Below are 16,491 nucleotides of genomic sequence, written 5' to 3'. Positions count from 1 at the left end.
GTTGCCATACCCAACATAATATGAAAAATCTCAATCTCATTTTTATAGGTTGAAATGAGATTGAGACTCTTTTGTTATTTATTTGCTGGATAATGGAATGGTAACTAAAAATTCTACGCCTTGTTTGGTATTATTTATAGAATGCGTGATAAAAAGGGATTCAAAAATTTGTTTTACAATATATAACCCTAAGCCACTCCCTCCTGTATTTCGATTTCTTGACTTTTCGATTCGATAAAATGGTTTGAAAATATGTTGTATATCTTCTTCTTTTATTTTGACACCTGTATTGATAACTCGCATTTGGATATTGTTTTGTTTAGAATCCTTTGTTAACTTTATATAGACTTTTTCGTTATACGGTGAATACATAATCGCATTATGAATGATGTTTTTACAAGCTTTTTCTAAAAGAACATAATCCGTATAAACAAAAATGTCAGAATCGACTTCTTTTATTATTTGAATGCCTTTTTGAGAAGCAAAAAATTCGAGGTTCTTTGTGATTGTATCTATTGATTTCGAAAGATTTACTTCTTCCACTTGAAGTTTAAAGGTATGTTGTTCTAATTTTGACATGCTTAAAATTTCGCGAACCAGTTGTTCCAGACTTTCAATTATTTGATAATTTTTCTTTAAATACTGGTCACGATTTTGATAAGGGCCGATATTATATATCATCCCTTCTAAGTATCCTTTCATAACAGTAAGAGGAGTTTTTAATTCATGTGCTACAATAGCAAAGAATTCCCTTCGCTTAGTTTCTAATTCTCTTTCTTTTTCAATATCACTTTTTAATTGCTGATTCGCTTTTTGTAAATCAAAAATTGCCTGTTGTAAATTTATGGACATATCATTCAAGCTATTGGACAATTCCCCTAATTCATCCATAGAACGAACCTCAATTTTTTCGGAGAAATCCAAGTTTGCCATCTTTTGTGCACCTTTATTAATATAAATAAGTGGTTTAGTAATAAACCTTGAATAGAGATAAGCACTTCCTAAACCAATAACCAGTACAATGATACTAATATAGGGTAGAAAACGTACCAAGACCTGTGAAGCTTCATCGATTGGTTGAAATGTTGCGAACACCACAAGCGTTAAGTCAACATCTTGGAATTGTATTGGCTTGGTAGCCTCATATGAATTACGAGATTGAGCCAAACCCTTTATTGGTACTGTTGTAACAAAACCTTTTGCTGGAGTACCCCCCTGAACAGTACCCCCTCGAACAGTACTCTCTTGAATAGTACTCCCTTGAATAGTACTTTGAAGAAAAGGAGAATAAATAAGCCTTCCCTCATTATCTTGAAGATATATAATTGCATTATTTTTTTGTGCGTATTCATCAACAAGTGGTGTTGCATTTTGAAGCGTAAGATCTTTAGATTTATCAATTATTTCTTCAATTCCCGTTTGAAGCTGATCTGTTTTGTATTTCTCATAAAATTTAGGGAGAAAGAAGTATAAAGTTACATAAATTAAGGTTGCAAAGGCTAACAAAATGAGGGATGTAGTCATAAAGAGTTTATAGGTAATTCTCTTCATCTTCATGATTTTTACAATCTTATTCATCGATTTTATAACCAATGCCCTTTACTGTTTTAATATAGGGTATATCTAATTTTTTTCGTATGTTTTTCATATGCGTATCAATCATTCGTGTGTCTCCGGCATACTCATATCCCCAAATTTTTTCTACGATATTTTCTCTTGTGAGTACCTTTTTTTCATTTTTAAGTAGTAGTTGCAAAATTTCAAATTCTTTCGTCGTTAAGGGAACTTCAGCTTTATTTACATATACTTTATATGCATCGCCATCGACATGTAGTTCTCTAAATACAAAATGATTATCTGTACTTTGATTATTACTTCTTCTCAGTACTGCTTCGACTCGTCTCATCAAAACATGAAAAGAAAAAGGTTTCGTAATATAATCATCGATTCCAAGATCAAATCCTTTCATTTGATCTTGTTCTTCTTCTAGCGCAGTTAGCATAATAATTGGTATATTTGACTGACTTCGAATCATTTTGGCAACTTCAAATCCATTCAGGTTTGGCATCATCACATCTAGAAGAATTAAATCGAAGGACTGCTTATTAAATTGTTTCATGCCCTCTAATCCATCTGATGCAACTATAACTTTATACTGTTGTGTCATTAAAAATTGTTTGATTAATTCTTGTATTTCTTGATCATCCTCTACCACCAGAATGTGATAGTTCTTCATAATATCACCTCTTGTAGTCATTATAACCCTCCAATCTGGAGTTGATGTGGAGACGTATTAGAAACACTATAAAAACTTCACAAGAAGACTACATGTATTTCAAATTAGCTCCAGATGCATGAGATAGTTTATATACATAACAAGACAGAGGGAGGTAATTAAGATGTCACTAGAAGCAAACATCATTCTTTCTTTATTAGATGTACAATTGTGGATGGCCCCTCATTCGAATAATAGACGCATAAAAGAGAAAAAACAAAAATTGAAACCAGCACCGGGCTTAAACAAATACACAAGTGTAAATAAAAGAAAGCTATATAAGTCTAGTGAACAAAAATAGGGAGGATTAAATTGATTCTCTCTATTTTTGTATTCCATAATTAGGTACTGAAAATCTTTACTATAACTCTAGATTAGCTCCATATAGAATACAGATTAAGTTTGTATGATACATGTACCAAATAGAAAGGAATGATACATGATGTTGACGACTTACACAATCTATCAAATTTTATCCCTTCCTTCTTATTTACACACAAACCTATTACCATCCATTCTCACGAGAATGCTAGAATCTAAGTTTATAACAAAAGAATAAATAAGCTAATGGATGTTTATTGTCCCTTGTTTCCAATTTTTGCAAAACACCTGTATAAACACGTATCCTACTTTGTACATTGAATACTCTATTTGTTAAGAGCCAAATAGGCTCTTTTTTTTAGAGACAAGCTCGAAGTGGGTTTGAATATCGTCATACATATATTCATAGGAAATTTCAAATATAATGTTACCCCTACGAAAAAACAGTTGATTTATGTTTAAACATGCCTAAAGGTGAAATTTTCTTTTTTTGAAATGGTGATGCTTAAATATTACATTCATACATCGTATTTCAAATATTAAGATAAAAACATTCAATTGTAAATTAAAGGAGAAAGGGATGTTCATAATGGGACACGATGATACAAATCAAACAAAAAGCAATAGGCGTAAAGTCTATAAAAAAACAGGGTATTTTTTCACAGGAATAATTGGTGCAATTACCATTGGATTGACCACTCCTTATATAAATGAAATCAAAGGAGGTGAAGATCAATCTCCTAAGCACAACGAAGTAAATCAGGCTACGCCGATCTCTTATAAACCAGAAGATGTGAGCAATCCTCAAAATATGATTGAATCTGCAAAAGAAGTTGTCGTAGGTGTCATTAACTATAAACAAAATGCAGATTCATTTAATGCGCAAGTTCAATCAGAAGAAGCTGGTTCGGGATCAGGGGTCATATATAAAAAAAACGGCAATAAGGCTTTCATTGTTACAAATAATCATGTGATAGACGGTGCGAATAAAGTAGAAGTGAAATTGAATAATGGTAAAAAAGTTCCCGCTAAAGTAGTAGGGACAGATCCATTATTAGATTTAGCAGTATTAGAAATTGATGGGGCAGATGTAAAAAGAGTCGCAACACTTGGAGACTCAGAAAAAATTCGTACAGGGGAAACGGTAATAGCTATTGGGAATCCATTGGGGTTAGAAGGTAGTGTAACAAAGGGGATTATTAGTAGCAAGGAACGAGAAATACCTGTTAGTACACTTGGAAATCAACAAGTGGATTGGCAAGCACAGGTAATTCAAACAGATGCAGCTATTAATCCTGGGAATAGTGGAGGAGCTTTGTTTAATGAACAGGGTGAAGTCATTGGAATTAATTCGAGTAAAATTGCACAACAAGCTGTTGAAGGAATTGGATTTGCAATTCCGATTCATATAGCCAAAACGATCCTAGAGTCTCTTGAGAAAGATGGAACAGTTAAACGTCCGATGATGGGTGTACAGTTATTAGATGTGGAGAAAATGACAGATTCTGCACGCAATCAGTTAAAATTACCAAAAGAGATATCAAATGGTGCAGTATTGAGGAATATCTCAAACCAATCACCAGCAGAAAAAGGTGGATTACAACAGTATGATGTTGTGATTGCATTAGATGGACAAAAAATAGAAAATGTCGTTCAATTCCGAAAATATTTATATGAAAAGAAAAAATTGGGGGATACAATTAAAGTAACAGTTTATCGAAATGGTGAAAAACTAATAAAAAACGTGAAATTAGCGGATTAAACAAGTGCCGCATAAAAATATAGCCACCTTTCGGTGGTTTTTTTATATGTGCTTTTTGTGTGGGTACTAGATATATCAGAGGTGGTAAATGTCATGAAGCAAAAAGAATGCCCGCATTGTTATTCCGTGTAGGAGGCTAATTTTTCTAGCGATAGTATCTCATCTTGTACTGTATGGGTCATAAATAAAGGGAGTTATCCCGTGTTTGTATTCCTTCCTCAAGTTAATTAGTTGGTGACTAATATTTTATACCTATTAATATTATTATTATTCCGTTTGTCCTCATTCCACATTAAATGGACTGACTCTTTACCAATGTTCAAAATCGATTACATATTTTAATTTGTTTTCCAGCTTTTCTTGACTATATTAACAAATCACTACATATGCACTCCAGATAAACCCTAATATCTTTAGATAATCTACTGAATATCTTCATATAAACTCCAGATAGTGTATTTAGAATAACAACTATCAAGGAGGTTAGGAAAAATGAATTTTATAAAACGCGCAATTCTCAGTATGAAAAAAAGGATAGGAACATCGTTAATTTTGATGGCGGTCTTTCTAATTGTTACAAATTTAGTATTGGCGGGATTCACAATTCAAAATGCATCAAAAAAAGCTGCGGATGCAGCAAGAAAAAAACTAGGCGCAGATGTCACTTTAGGTCTTAATTTTGATAAATTAGGTCAACAAGCTAGGGAAACTGGAGAGATGCCTAAACCACCAAAGCTCAACACAAAAGAAGCAGATCGATTAGCGAAGTCCAAGTATGTAAAAGACTATAACTACATAACCAATACCTTCGGAATTTCAGATGGATTTAAACTAGTAGGTGCTTCAGAAGGTGAAGAAGGAAAAGGTAAAGCAGGAATGGTGGCAGTAGCAGGTGGATCAGGTTCGGGTACAGAAATAGATATGAATTCTTCTCTTGTGATGGAAGGAGTTCGCAAAACTGCATTACACGAAAGTTTTAAAAATGGAAAAAGTAAAATCATTGATGGAAAACCAATTACAGAACAGGTAAAAGATCAAAATGTAACTTTAATGGAAAAACGATTAGCGGAACAAAACAATTTAAAAGTAGGAGATAAGGTGAAAATTCAATCAGGGGATAAGAAGAAAACTCTCGAATTTGAAATTATTGGTATTTATGAAACGAATGAGAAGCCAATGGGTGAACATGCCCCTCCTATGATGGACCCAGCTAATAAGCTATATATGCCTTATTCTGCATTGAAAAAATTAGAAACAGATGAAGGTATGGGTAGTGGTATTCAAATCGTGTATTTCTTGAACGATCCACAAAACATTGATGCGTTTAAAAAAGAAGCAAAGAAATTTGATATTGATTTTAATTATTTTAAGTTAGACGCAAATGATTCGTTGTACAAACAAATGATTGGCCCTATCGAAAATATTTCATCAACCTCTCAAATGATTATTTATATTGTATCAATTGCAGGTGCGATTATATTAGGTTTAATTATTATGTTATCGATTAAAACACGTCGTAAGGAAATGGGGATTCTATTGTCCATTGGAGAGAAAAAGTGGAAGCTGATGGCGCAGTTCGTAGTAGAAGTAGTATGTATCGCTATTTTAGCATTTGGATTATCCATAACAACAGGAACTAAAGTTTCTCAATATATAGGGGATAATTTACTTTCAAGTGAAATTGCTACAGCAGACGAAGAAACAGACACCTCTCAAAATGGAACTGTAATGGTGGCTGGACCAGGTGGTACTGTACAAAATCAAAAAGAGGATCCAATTAATAAAATTAATGTAAGTGTAACAGGAGAAGACGTAGGGAAAATGGGGGGGATTGGACTAGCTATTGCTATATTAGCAACACTTCTTCCTGCATTATCTATTCTACGCTTAAATCCAAAACAAATTCTTTTAAAAGATGAATAAGGAGGCTCGATATGGAGACAATTTTACAATTTAAAAACTTAGATTATTATTATGAAAGTAATGGAAAAAAAGTAACGATACTAGATAATGTGAATTTTTCTTTTCAAAAAGGGCATTTTTACACAATTTTAGGACCATCTGGATCTGGTAAAACCACAACTCTAAGCTTAGGTTGTGGGCTGGATATACCTAAAAATGGTTATGTACTGTATAATGGCAAGGATATTCGAAAAATAGGTTTGGATCGATACCGTAATCAAAATGTATCTGTAATTTTCCAATCTTATAATTTGATTACCTATATGACTGCTCTTCAAAATGTCCTAACAGCAATGGAAATTACAGGTGTGAAGGTACAAAATAAAAAAGCAAGAGCATTAGAATTATTAGAAAAGGTAGGAATCACAGAAGTAGAAGCTAAGCGAAATGTCTTACAACTAAGCGGAGGGCAACAACAACGTGTAGCAATTGCTCGAGCACTATCTTGTAATGTTGATTTACTGATTGCAGATGAGCCGACAGGAAACCTTGATGAAGAAACAGCAAATGATATCATTAATTTGTTCCAGGAGCTAGCCCATCAAGAAGGGAAATGTGTAATTGTTGTGACACATTCACAAGAAGTTGCAAAAAAATCAGATCGAGCTGTTTATTTAAGTAAGAAAAAATTAGCAGTAAAAGATGCGTCTAGCATCTAAAAAACAAATTCTATGATTAGAAGAGTTTGCAGGGTATGAAAATCGTGAAAATGATAAAAAACTAGTTAATTATTTTCCGAAAAAATATATGATTAATCTAAAAAGGAATGGAGATAAAAATCTCCATTCCTTTTTAGATAGATAATTTAATCCTTATTTAACAGCCTCTTTTAAAGCTTTCCCAGCTTTAAATGCAGGTACTTTTCCTCCTGGGATATGCATTTCTTCGCCCGTTTGGGGATTGCGCCCAGTACGTGCAGAACGCTCACGTACTTCAAATGTACCAAATCCAATTAACTGTACGGATTCCTCTTTTTGAAGAGATTGTGTAATTTGATCTAGGATAGCTTGTACAGATGCGGTAGCATCTTTTTTAGTAAGTGATGTTTTCTCGGATACTTGGTTAATTAGTTCTGTTTTATTCATTATGAACCTCCAATAAATAATATTTGTTAATTTAATTTTATAGTATAGTATGTTTTCAAGAAAGGGTAAATTTTATATAAATATAATATTAAAAGGTTGAAGATACTCTTACAGTTTTGTATAGGGGGATTAGGTATGTTTACTTTTAAATCTAGACTATATAAATAGTTAAATAAGGGGAATTGTATTGTAGAGAAGATACAGGCTACCCATGTGCATAATTTTAAACTAGAAATAAAAATTAATTAATTGAAGTAGTATCACTTAACTATAAATTTAAGAGCAAATAGACCCAAACAAAAAAATTCACACCTTTTAATTAAAAGTGTGTGAATTTCTTGTTTTGGGTGCTTAATGATTTTTAAGTCAATGATTAAACGTCGGAAATTAAGTTATATATTAGACTTCTCAGCAATATTAAACATATATGGCGTAAAGATTAAAAAGAAACCCAATATCACCATCAAAGAATTTAATGAAAATAACGAAGAATCGTTAATCAAAGATGATCCAAAAATAATTACAAAAGTCATACCAGTTCCACGCAAAATAGATTTAAAAGAAAAAGAATTTGTCATCATTTCAAAGGATTTCAATTGCAAATTTTGAATTGATTTAGCTACTTTGGTTTTCATGTTCAATCCTTCTTTCTAAAAAATAAGGTATATACTATATTCATTGTATTCCTGGGTGTTTTGAAATTCAAATTTTTATCATTTTAGCCAAGAAGACTCCTTCCTCAAGGAGTGTGAAGGGTCACAGTCCAGTGAGTAGGTGGGAGATGAATTGGCTTCGAACAAGGGATGGCAGGAAGCCATCTTAATTGTTCAATTTACAGAAAGTTTTACTCCACTACCTATCGAATGTACGTTTGGTATATAATAGTCATATACCGAAATGGAGGTGAATCAAATGATAATTAATAAAGCTTATAAGTTTCGTATCTATCCAAATCAAGCACAAGCAATTCTAATTAACAAAACGATAGGTTGTTCTCGCTTTGTATTCAATCATTTCCTATCCCTATGGGATCACGCATACAAAGAGACTGGAAAAGGTTTAACATATGGTACATGCTCTGCCAAACTTCCTGCCATGAAGAAAGAGTTCGTTTGGCTCAAAGAAGTGGATAGTATTGCGATTCAGTCGTCTGTTCGCAACCTTGCGGACGCATATACACGATTTTTCAAAAAACAAAATAGTGCCCCGCGTTTCAAATCCAAGAAGAATAACGTACAATCTTATACCACAAAAAAAACAAATGAAAATATTGCCGTTGTAGGGAACAAAATAAAGTTGCCCAAACTAGGCCTTGTTCGATTTGCCAAAAGTCGTGAAGTAGAGGGACGTATTGTAAATGCGACTGTTAGACGAAACCCTTCTGGTAGATATTTTATGTCACTATTAGTTGAAATAGAAGTACAAGAACTTCCGAAAACACATTCTTACATTGGGATAGATGTAGGACTAAAAGATTTCGCCATTTTGTCAGATGGAACACCCTATGAAAATCCGAAGTTTTTCCGATCATTAGAAGATAAGTTGGCGAAAGCACAGCGTGTTCTTTCTAGAAGAATGAAAGGATCTTCTCGCTGGAATAAACAACGAGTAAAAGTAGCTAGAATTCATGAATACATATCAAATGCTAGAAAAGATTACTTAGACAAAATCTCAACTGAAATCATCAAAAGCCACGATGTTATCGGTATAGAGGATTTGCAAGTATCAAATATGTTAAAGAATCATAAGTTAGCAAAAGCAATTAGTGAGGTATCTTGGTTGCAATTTCGATCAATGTTAGAATACAAAGCAAAATGGTATGGCAAACAAGTCATTGTCGTATCGAAAACATTTGCTTCCAGCCAATTATGTTCTTGTTGTGGATATCAAAATAAAGACGTTAAAAATCTAAACCTACGTGAATGGGACTGTCCTTCTTGTCGTACACACCATGATAGGGATATTAACGCAAGTATCAATCTAAAGAATGAAGCGATAAGGCTTCTAACCGCAAGGACTGCGGGGTTAGCCTAATCAATTAGAGTTCGATAGAACTCTTTACTTAGGAATCCCCCACTTCTAAACGAAGTGAAAGTGGGGGTAGTTCAAAATCCTAAAGATATGTCATATGAAATTTTTTTAAGTTCACTGGATTCTTTATTTCCTTTAATATAGCATACCTGGAGAGAATGTTCTTTTGATACATAAGGTAATTGAACTTCTTAAGCCGACGGAGGGATAAAGAAATCCTTTAAAAAATTTAATTGGTGATAGCATATACTTTTACTGTAAATGGGTGATTCACACCACTTGGATTTGCGATATAATATTTAGAATTTGTATCTGCTGCAGTCCTGGATTCATTTGAAATATTGCTCCAACTAACACGATCTAGACCCAGAGAAACATCGACCATAATATTGAAAGAGATACTGTCAGAAGTCTCTCCCTGGGTAGGTTCAATAATCCATTTTAAACCGATTGTCCCTGGGGGTAAATTATTTATACTAAAGTTTTGGCTGGATCGGTTCTTTTCTCCAGGCAATGGCTTAGAGTCAGAAGAAATTTGGGAAATTAATATCTCTTTTTCATTAACGTTTATCCCATTTAATTTAATGATACTATCTATTAAACCTGGACCTGGAAAATCAGCTGCAATGATACCAGAATGTCTGATACCACCTTGTAGTATGAAATCTGTCCCCATTGTATTCATTCCACCATAAAATACTTGACCATTTGTATCACGAGGGAAGTCTTTCCATTCATTTGTTGTGTTTTTTTGAATTAACTGTGGGTTACTACCAGTATCTCGATTTTCCTTTCCACTTGCAACAAACCAAGGATAATAATTATTCCATAATGCTGTAGCGCCACCTGTACCACTAAAATGGTTGAGATAGATATGATTATTGTTAGAGTCGTTATTTGCCTTTAGAAGCTGGTTTTTTACTGCACTCCATTTCTCATACATTCCATCCGGTCCAGCGCTAACTTCAAAATTATCTTGGATATTTAATGATTCATAATTAATTCCGTATTCTTCAACTGCTGAGAAGTTTTGTAGTATTACAATTTTTCCACGGATATCTCCTAACTTAGGGTTATTTCTTTCTGAAAATGGCACAGAATTAGGTTCCCAAAAATAGGACACATTACGGTCTTTATAACTTTTAAATATCTCCTCGAATGACTGTGAGCCGTTCTCTGGATCAGTTTCCTCTTTTAAGCGCATTAAAATTGTTTCTTGAGGGTTTTCTCTTAAAAATTGGATTGTTTCTTTTAATACATCTTCAAACATTGCTTTTTGATTCACAATACCATGCTGCATGGCAAAAGAATTTTTCACACGTTTAACACGCATGTCTACATACCGTATTCCTGCATTGAACTGCTGAGGTAGGGGCATTGTTTGATTTCTTGTCAAATTCTCATCAATAAAACTCGCTCCATGTAAAGCCATAGAACCATGAGTACCTGGAATAGATAATTCGCTTATTCTTTTTGTATCTTCCAATTTTGACATCCAGTTTGGATTTCGATAACCTAAATCGGAGTCATATGAATAACCTGAATGTCTATCAGCAAATACAATTGAAGTTGTACATAAACTCGCTAGTGTAAAACAAGTAAGAATCCCGATTTTTAAATGTTTTTTTATCTTTATTTTCTTCATTATATCTCTCCTGATTTTAAACAGATTAGTCTTATATAATAATTTGGGTGCTTTTACCATATGCATAAAGTCCAGCATGAGAATAACGGACTATATTAATTTGGAAATTTAGTTTTTATAAATAGTGCCAAATTTATAATAGGTACCAAAAGGTTTGTAAAGTTAAAAAGAAAGTAAGTCAAATAAGATAATATGTTAGCTACCATCAGATTTACTATTTTCATTGGCCTTAAAATATTGTGTTAGCTTTAAAATTTAGAGTGGGATATTCTCATTTAGATTTGCTCAAAAGCCATCGTACACTGGGAACATAAGTTTAGAAATGTAATCATACAAGGATGGGAAGGCCAAAATAATCATGTGCAAGTTTAGTGAAATGATGACAAAGTATATTATCATACTTCATGTACTTTATAGGGCATGCAATTTAAATCTAATATTATACAAAGAAAACAGAAGTCTTAAACTAGACGTCTGTTTTCCGAAGTACAATGATTTATTAAAATCGGTAATATTTACATAATTATTAATGTAAATTAATGTAGATATTATATGACAAAATTATATGAATTCCATATCTGAGATCAAAAGACTTTTGGGGAGAGTCTCTCTCTTATTACTGCATTAAAGTTAGAAATGGATTTGTTACATATAATATCATTTTAGAAAAATTTATGAATAATACTTCTCTGTAATCCTAAATAATGCCTATAAGCTTATTTCTCATTAAAGCTTAAACTAACTGCAGTAGCAATAGATTGTCCTGCATGTTCCCAACTACCATCGATAACTTTTCCAAGTTGTTGACCGAGTGAATTTAAATCATTTGGATTAACAGGAATTCCGTTATATGCAGCAAGAAGTGATAAGAGTGGAGTTACAATTGGTGTCCAGCCGCCTCTATCAATATGGAATTCGAATCCCGTTACCTCACCATCTTTTTTTGTGAATTTATAGTAAAGTTGATCATCTGGACGGAAGCTTAAATGATGAGAGATTTGTCCGTATACATCTTTACCGGCTGCACCTCGATCCACAACTTCAATTTCTTTTACATTAAATTCATGCTCAAATACTTTTATTTTTTTTACTTCGGGACCATTTAATGCAGCTTGAACAGCCGTTTCTAGATTACTTTGTGCAAACGGTTGAATACTAACTTGTGATTCCTGTTGTTGGATAGGAGCAACTGTCTCAGCAGCAAATACTGATGTTGTAGGTAATGCCCCTGTAGCTAATGTTGCAGCCAGAGCAGTTGCTGTAATGATTTTCTTCTTCATAATTTTACTTCCTCCTTTTTAATGTATGATAATAAACTATAAATTACTGACAGATAAATTATTTCTATACATATATAGAAAAACATTATTGTGGGTAATGGAAGTTAGACTGACAGATAATTTATATCATAATAGTATCAATATGCATTTGATTTCTCAATTTTCAGTCAATGTATTCAATACTAACCAATTTTAAGTATGTTTTAGAAGGTAAATCTCTAATAGCAATCTAGAAACATGGCAATATTAGAGTGAAAATGAAATGATAATCATAAAATATTCAATTAATATCAAAAAAATATAAAAAATTTCACAAATATTTTTAGGTTATTTGATTTTATTGTAATGTACAGAATTATAAATGTTTATGTATGTTAAAAATGAAGAATATTAAGGTGATGGTTAAAATTAACGAAATGTTCAAGGTTTCAATCTCAAAATATGAATATTAGTTATATAATCATTTTAAGGGGATAATTCACCCCTTCCTCTAATGTTGTTGTTTACAAGTTTATAGTTCCAATGTGTTGAAGCTACGATAAAAAGAACTTGTAATTATATATTACAAGTTCTTTTTGTTTCGATTTTTTTGAAAGGTACCTTAACTAGTTATGTTTTTCATATTTTATTAAGAGAACGGTAGAATTCTATCGGAAGCATATGTACATTATCTTAAAATAAATGGTAATGTGTATATAAATTAAGTGATTCTTAATCGTATTCTAATAACAAAAGGAAAGACCAACTAAAAATATAGTTGGTCTTTCCTTTAAGTTGGTGTAAAAACAAATAAATAAAAGATAGGTGAGAATTAATGCTGCTAAGCAGTATTGATTCTGAATTAACTATAACACACTTTCTAAGAAGTAGTTGTGTCGGTTGATTGAACATTCATCCTTCCTTTTTTATCAAATAAGTATCTAAGATACATCACTTAATTGACAAGGGATGCATTTTAATCGAGACATAAATCAATGCTCAAAATTTAGAAAGTAAATAACGAAATGTTCGAAGTGAAAGAAACCTGCTAACATCGATGTATCTACCAGCTTTCTTAGTAGGCTTTTTCAGTAGTTCCTACGCTGAGAACTGAAGTATCTTGTGCGTTGACGTAACTTCGATAAGTATGGGGCGATAAAACATATTTTTTAAAATGCCCCTTAAACTAATTATAAATCTTTTTTTGCATATATCTTTAGTGAAATTATCATTGATATAATGCCAATAACTATTGAAATGAGACAAGGCATCCATGCCATGATAATTGATGGGAATGGAAGAGGGAGTGTAAAATTCAGATGGCTCAACTGAATTTCTTTTATAAGAGTAGGAGCTACAAAAGGTGTCAAAAAGACAACAATAAAAGAAATCATTCTTGTTTTATCAAAACCAAATTTAAATTGGAAAGGGAGTAGTATTCCAAACAAAATACTAACAACTAAGAATGTTAGTCCGAGAGCGTTTATACTAAGATTCTCGATACCAGATGGTATAATAATTGAAGTTATCATTCTAATAATTGAGGCGCAAAGAAAAACTACCAACAGAAAGAGATATTTTGCTTTTACAAAGGCACTTCTAGTATATGGTGTTGCACAAAGTAGAGTTGCTCCTTTGTATTTGTCTTCGAACTTGGATATTGTACCAAACAAAATATGCTCCATAAAAACTACTGTTAAAAGAAAACCAATAAGTCCACCATCGTTGAGTTGTAACTGAGTAGAAAGATAGATTGGTGCAATAGCTGCAAAAACGAGTAAAATAGAAAAATATCTTTTTACTAATAGTATGTCTTTTACAACAAGATTAATTAGCATAGTTGTTTCCTCCAATATAAGACAGCATTATATCTTCTATAGTTGGTCTTTCCATCAAAACACCAGGCATAAGCCGGCACACATCATCTATTTTATGAGTAATCCCTTCAAATCCATATTTAGTTTGACTCAAATTCAAAAAGAGTTTTTCTGTTTGATTATTAATCAATTGATTATCACCTTTTACTAATGCATGTGTTTCCACTAGTGCATCTTTTTCTTCATCAATTAATATTTGACCATCATCTATCAAAATAATCATGTCTGCTATTTTATCTAAATCTGAGATAATATGAGTAGAAAAAAAGACACTCTTTCCTGGTTCTTTCATAAAATCTAGAAGTATGTCTATTAGTTCACTTCGAACCAATGGATCAAGTCCACTTGTGGGTTCATCCATTATTAATAAATCTGCGTGGTGGGATAAAGCTAGAGCAACTGCAAATTTCATTCGCATTCCTTTGGAGAGGGTAGAAATTTTTTGTCCTAGATTTAAATTAAATCGTTTAATATACTTTAAAAAAACCTGCTCATCCCATTCAGTATAGGAAGGGGCGATTACTTTCTTCATTTCTTTTAATGTTAATTCATCGTAAAAGTACCCTTCGTCTAACACGACACCAATTTTATTTTTGGATTTTCGTTCATGTTTATCTATATCCTTTTCTAAAAAATTAATTTTACCCGAATCTTTGAGTATAAGCCCGAGGATAGCTTTAATAGTAGTAGTTTTCCCAGAACCATTAGTACCAATAAAACCAGTTATACAGTCCTGGTTAAGTGAAAATGTCACGTCTTTTAATGAAAAATTCTCATAAGCTTTGTTTAGATTCTTCACTTCTAACACTGCATTCATTCTTCATTTTCCTCCTTTAAGATTAAATCTAACATCGAATAGAGTTCCTCATTATGGATTCCAATACTTCGAGCCATTTTGTACACTTCTGTCAATTTTACTTCAACCATATGACGCTTTGATTCCATTAATAATTCCAAGTTTGTAGATGCTACATAAGTACCTTTTCCAACCCTGGTAACGATAAAACCTTCGGATTCTAGTTCCGCATAAACTCTTTTTGTGGTTAACATACTTACATGTAAATCATTAGCCAATACACGGATTGATGGTAATTGTTCACCTTCCGTCAATTCATTATTAAATATAGAATCTTTAATTTGTTCCTTTATTTGTTGATATAAAGGTTGATTTGATGCATTATTTAAAATAATTTTCATTTAAATACCTCTCCATCGACAAGTGTGACTGTGTATGATGCACACCATACACACCATACACAGTTAAGATTATAAGTTATTGAAAATGGTTTAACAAGTTATCTTGTTATAAAGTTCACAAAATTTTCATTTTAGGAAAATCTATAACGAAATCCTCATATAAATTTCTTACTTTTTTTATTAATATAATGCTAAAATCTTAAGTTTTAGATACTGGGGCAGAGGAGCTTAAATGGTGGAGTTATATTAATGACTTGTGAGACATATGAAAAAGAGTAATAAATATATAAAAATGGGGGTTAAGGATAGATGAAAACAAGCTATTGCTTCATTGCTGAAGTTGCTAACTTGTTTTCATCTATAAAACTTTGTTTTTTTAAATATTTCTAGTGAACCTTTCAAGAATGAAAGGAATTGAAAAATAGAGATAAGATAATTGATGTGTAAAATAAAAGAGAAGAAATAAGATAACTATTGCTAGTAGCCTAATTACTTTAAAAATAAATAGAATTTTGTTTGCTTGCATAAATATCCTCCTCTAAAACCTTAAATTCATTTTTAAAACAATAGCATTTTTTACTGTTTTTATATTGTTATTAATCGTGCCAATTAGTTATTAGATATTTCTCCCATCAAGAAAATATAGTTTGCTGTTTATCAAGTTAAGCTTTATTTATATATCCTCTGAATGAACTTTTTATATATTTATTTGGATATAGGTCATTAATCATTGCGTATGGGCTTCCATTCCAGTATCTTACTACAGGTGTCCATAGTCTATGACTTTTAAGCCACTGCATTGTGTATTGCTGTAATAATTGATTATCTGTCAGCTTTTCTTTTTCTTCAATTGTCCACCGTAATGCATCTAGCGCTTTTTCTCTCGTCCAAAAACCACTAGGTGTCATCTTAAATTCCCATTCTTTAAATTGATTTGGATATAAATCATTAATCATTGCATATGGACTATCATTCCAATATAATTGACAGGCTCCACGCAATCCTGATTGGGCTAACCATTTATTTTCGTATATATTCTTCAATTGATCCAGATTTAATTTTTCTTTTTCTTCAATT

At 32.2% G+C, this 16,491-nt stretch carries 15 protein-coding genes; 5 read left to right on the top strand and 10 right to left on the bottom strand.

Annotation, left to right across the window (positions count from 1 at the left end; all coding sequences use genetic code 11):
* Positions 1-78 precede the first annotated feature (78 nt).
* On the bottom strand, positions 79-1,557 hold the full coding sequence (locus MR160_RS16595; RefSeq protein WP_242297774.1) for a sensor histidine kinase: 1,479 nt from the start codon (positions 1,555-1,557) through the stop codon (positions 79-81).
* A gap of 13 nt (positions 1,558-1,570) precedes the next feature.
* Positions 1,571-2,236: a response regulator transcription factor gene (locus tag MR160_RS16590; protein ID WP_149287553.1), complete on the bottom strand. Its 666-nt coding sequence runs from the start codon at positions 2,234-2,236 to the stop codon at positions 1,571-1,573.
* Positions 2,237-2,399: 163 nt separating this feature from the next.
* On the opposite strand from MR160_RS16590, the gene MR160_RS16585 reads away from it, so the two are divergent.
* The 4 genes from MR160_RS16585 to MR160_RS16570 all read left to right on the top strand — a co-directional run bounded on the left by MR160_RS16585 (position 2,400) and on the right by MR160_RS16570 (position 6,979).
* On the top strand, positions 2,400-2,576 hold the full coding sequence (locus MR160_RS16585; RefSeq protein ID WP_000050958.1) for a hypothetical protein: 177 nt from the start codon (positions 2,400-2,402) through the stop codon (positions 2,574-2,576).
* Between the two features lie 600 nt (positions 2,577-3,176).
* Positions 3,177-4,358 carry a S1C family serine protease gene (locus MR160_RS16580; protein ID WP_242297767.1) on the top strand — a complete coding sequence of 394 codons (1,182 nt, stop codon included), beginning with the start codon at positions 3,177-3,179 and terminating at the stop codon, positions 4,356-4,358.
* A 492-nt stretch (positions 4,359-4,850) separates the two neighbouring features.
* Complete coding sequence (locus MR160_RS16575) at positions 4,851-6,281, top strand: ABC transporter permease (protein WP_242297766.1); 1,431 nt, start codon at positions 4,851-4,853, stop codon at positions 6,279-6,281.
* Between the two features lie 11 nt (positions 6,282-6,292).
* Positions 6,293-6,979, top strand: coding sequence for an ABC transporter ATP-binding protein (locus tag MR160_RS16570; RefSeq protein ID WP_242297765.1), 687 nt, complete (start codon positions 6,293-6,295; stop codon positions 6,977-6,979).
* 153 nt (positions 6,980-7,132) lie between these two features.
* Here the strand turns inward: MR160_RS16570 and MR160_RS16565 are convergent, their stop codons facing one another.
* Positions 7,133-7,405 (bottom strand): HU family DNA-binding protein, encoded by a 273-nt coding sequence (locus MR160_RS16565; protein WP_016083288.1) that lies wholly within the window; start codon positions 7,403-7,405, stop codon positions 7,133-7,135.
* A 392-nt stretch (positions 7,406-7,797) separates the two neighbouring features.
* Positions 7,798-8,040, bottom strand: coding sequence for a hypothetical protein (locus tag MR160_RS16560; RefSeq protein ID WP_242297764.1), 243 nt, complete (start codon positions 8,038-8,040; stop codon positions 7,798-7,800).
* Between the two features lie 277 nt (positions 8,041-8,317).
* Between MR160_RS16560 and tnpB the strand changes: the two genes are divergently transcribed.
* Positions 8,318-9,439, top strand: a complete 1,122-nt coding sequence (tnpB, locus tag MR160_RS16555; protein ID WP_242297763.1) for an IS200/IS605 family element RNA-guided endonuclease TnpB — start codon at positions 8,318-8,320, stop codon at positions 9,437-9,439.
* 226 nt (positions 9,440-9,665) lie between these two features.
* Here the strand turns inward: tnpB and MR160_RS16550 are convergent, their stop codons facing one another.
* The 6 genes from MR160_RS16550 to MR160_RS16525 form a co-directional block, all read right to left on the bottom strand.
* A complete protein-coding gene (locus tag MR160_RS16550) occupies positions 9,666-11,081 on the bottom strand; it encodes a phosphatidylinositol-specific phospholipase C (protein ID WP_242297748.1) in 1,416 nt (471 codons plus the stop codon).
* Positions 11,082-11,797: 716 nt separating this feature from the next.
* Complete coding sequence (locus MR160_RS16545) at positions 11,798-12,361, bottom strand: methyltransferase (RefSeq protein ID WP_242297746.1); 564 nt, start codon at positions 12,359-12,361, stop codon at positions 11,798-11,800.
* 1,169 nt (positions 12,362-13,530) lie between these two features.
* Positions 13,531-14,178, bottom strand: a complete 648-nt coding sequence (locus tag MR160_RS16540; protein WP_242297745.1) for an ABC-2 transporter permease — start codon at positions 14,176-14,178, stop codon at positions 13,531-13,533.
* Positions 14,168-15,034, bottom strand: coding sequence for an ABC transporter ATP-binding protein (locus MR160_RS16535; RefSeq protein WP_242297744.1), 867 nt, complete (start codon positions 15,032-15,034; stop codon positions 14,168-14,170). The genes MR160_RS16540 and MR160_RS16535 overlap by 11 nt, the downstream gene beginning before the upstream one ends.
* On the bottom strand, positions 15,031-15,414 hold the full coding sequence (locus MR160_RS16530; protein WP_242297743.1) for a GntR family transcriptional regulator: 384 nt from the start codon (positions 15,412-15,414) through the stop codon (positions 15,031-15,033). Before MR160_RS16530 ends, MR160_RS16535 begins: the two co-directional genes overlap by 4 nt.
* 662 nt (positions 15,415-16,076) lie before the next feature.
* A partial coding sequence (locus MR160_RS16525; RefSeq protein ID WP_481746734.1) for a DUF4046 domain-containing protein occupies positions 16,077-16,491 on the bottom strand: 415 nt, incomplete at its 5' end.

Origin of the sequence: Bacillus cereus group sp. BfR-BA-01382 (genome assembly GCF_022663475.1) — a bacterium.
Taxonomy (GTDB): Bacteria; Bacillota; Bacilli; order Bacillales; family Bacillaceae_G; genus Bacillus_A; species Bacillus_A thuringiensis_S.
Note: the sequence above shows the minus strand (reverse complement) of the source record. Positions and strands in the feature narration are given on the sequence as shown.

What these genes read in the sequence shown, in the direction of transcription:
- MR160_RS16550 (WP_242297748.1), bottom strand. Translation starts at nt 11,081, where the DNA reads ATGAAGAAAATAAAGATAAAAAAACATTTAAAAATCGGGATTCTTACT.
- MR160_RS16575 (WP_242297766.1), top strand. Translation starts at nt 4,851, where the DNA reads ATGAATTTTATAAAACGCGCAATTCTCAGTATGAAAAAAAGGATAGGA.
- MR160_RS16535 (WP_242297744.1), bottom strand. Translation starts at nt 15,034, where the DNA reads ATGAATGCAGTGTTAGAAGTGAAGAATCTAAACAAAGCTTATGAGAAT.
- MR160_RS16580 (WP_242297767.1), top strand. Translation starts at nt 3,177, where the DNA reads ATGTTCATAATGGGACACGATGATACAAATCAAACAAAAAGCAATAGG.
- MR160_RS16585 (WP_000050958.1), top strand. Translation starts at nt 2,400, where the DNA reads ATGTCACTAGAAGCAAACATCATTCTTTCTTTATTAGATGTACAATTG.
- tnpB (WP_242297763.1), top strand. Translation starts at nt 8,318, where the DNA reads ATGATAATTAATAAAGCTTATAAGTTTCGTATCTATCCAAATCAAGCA.
- MR160_RS16595 (WP_242297774.1), bottom strand. Translation starts at nt 1,557, where the DNA reads ATGAAGATGAAGAGAATTACCTATAAACTCTTTATGACTACATCCCTC.
- MR160_RS16560 (WP_242297764.1), bottom strand. Translation starts at nt 8,040, where the DNA reads ATGAAAACCAAAGTAGCTAAATCAATTCAAAATTTGCAATTGAAATCC.
- MR160_RS16540 (WP_242297745.1), bottom strand. Translation starts at nt 14,178, where the DNA reads ATGCTAATTAATCTTGTTGTAAAAGACATACTATTAGTAAAAAGATAT.
- MR160_RS16545 (WP_242297746.1), bottom strand. Translation starts at nt 12,361, where the DNA reads ATGAAGAAGAAAATCATTACAGCAACTGCTCTGGCTGCAACATTAGCT.
- MR160_RS16565 (WP_016083288.1), bottom strand. Translation starts at nt 7,405, where the DNA reads ATGAATAAAACAGAACTAATTAACCAAGTATCCGAGAAAACATCACTT.
- MR160_RS16530 (WP_242297743.1), bottom strand. Translation starts at nt 15,414, where the DNA reads ATGAAAATTATTTTAAATAATGCATCAAATCAACCTTTATATCAACAA.
- MR160_RS16570 (WP_242297765.1), top strand. Translation starts at nt 6,293, where the DNA reads ATGGAGACAATTTTACAATTTAAAAACTTAGATTATTATTATGAAAGT.
- MR160_RS16590 (WP_149287553.1), bottom strand. Translation starts at nt 2,236, where the DNA reads ATGAAGAACTATCACATTCTGGTGGTAGAGGATGATCAAGAAATACAA.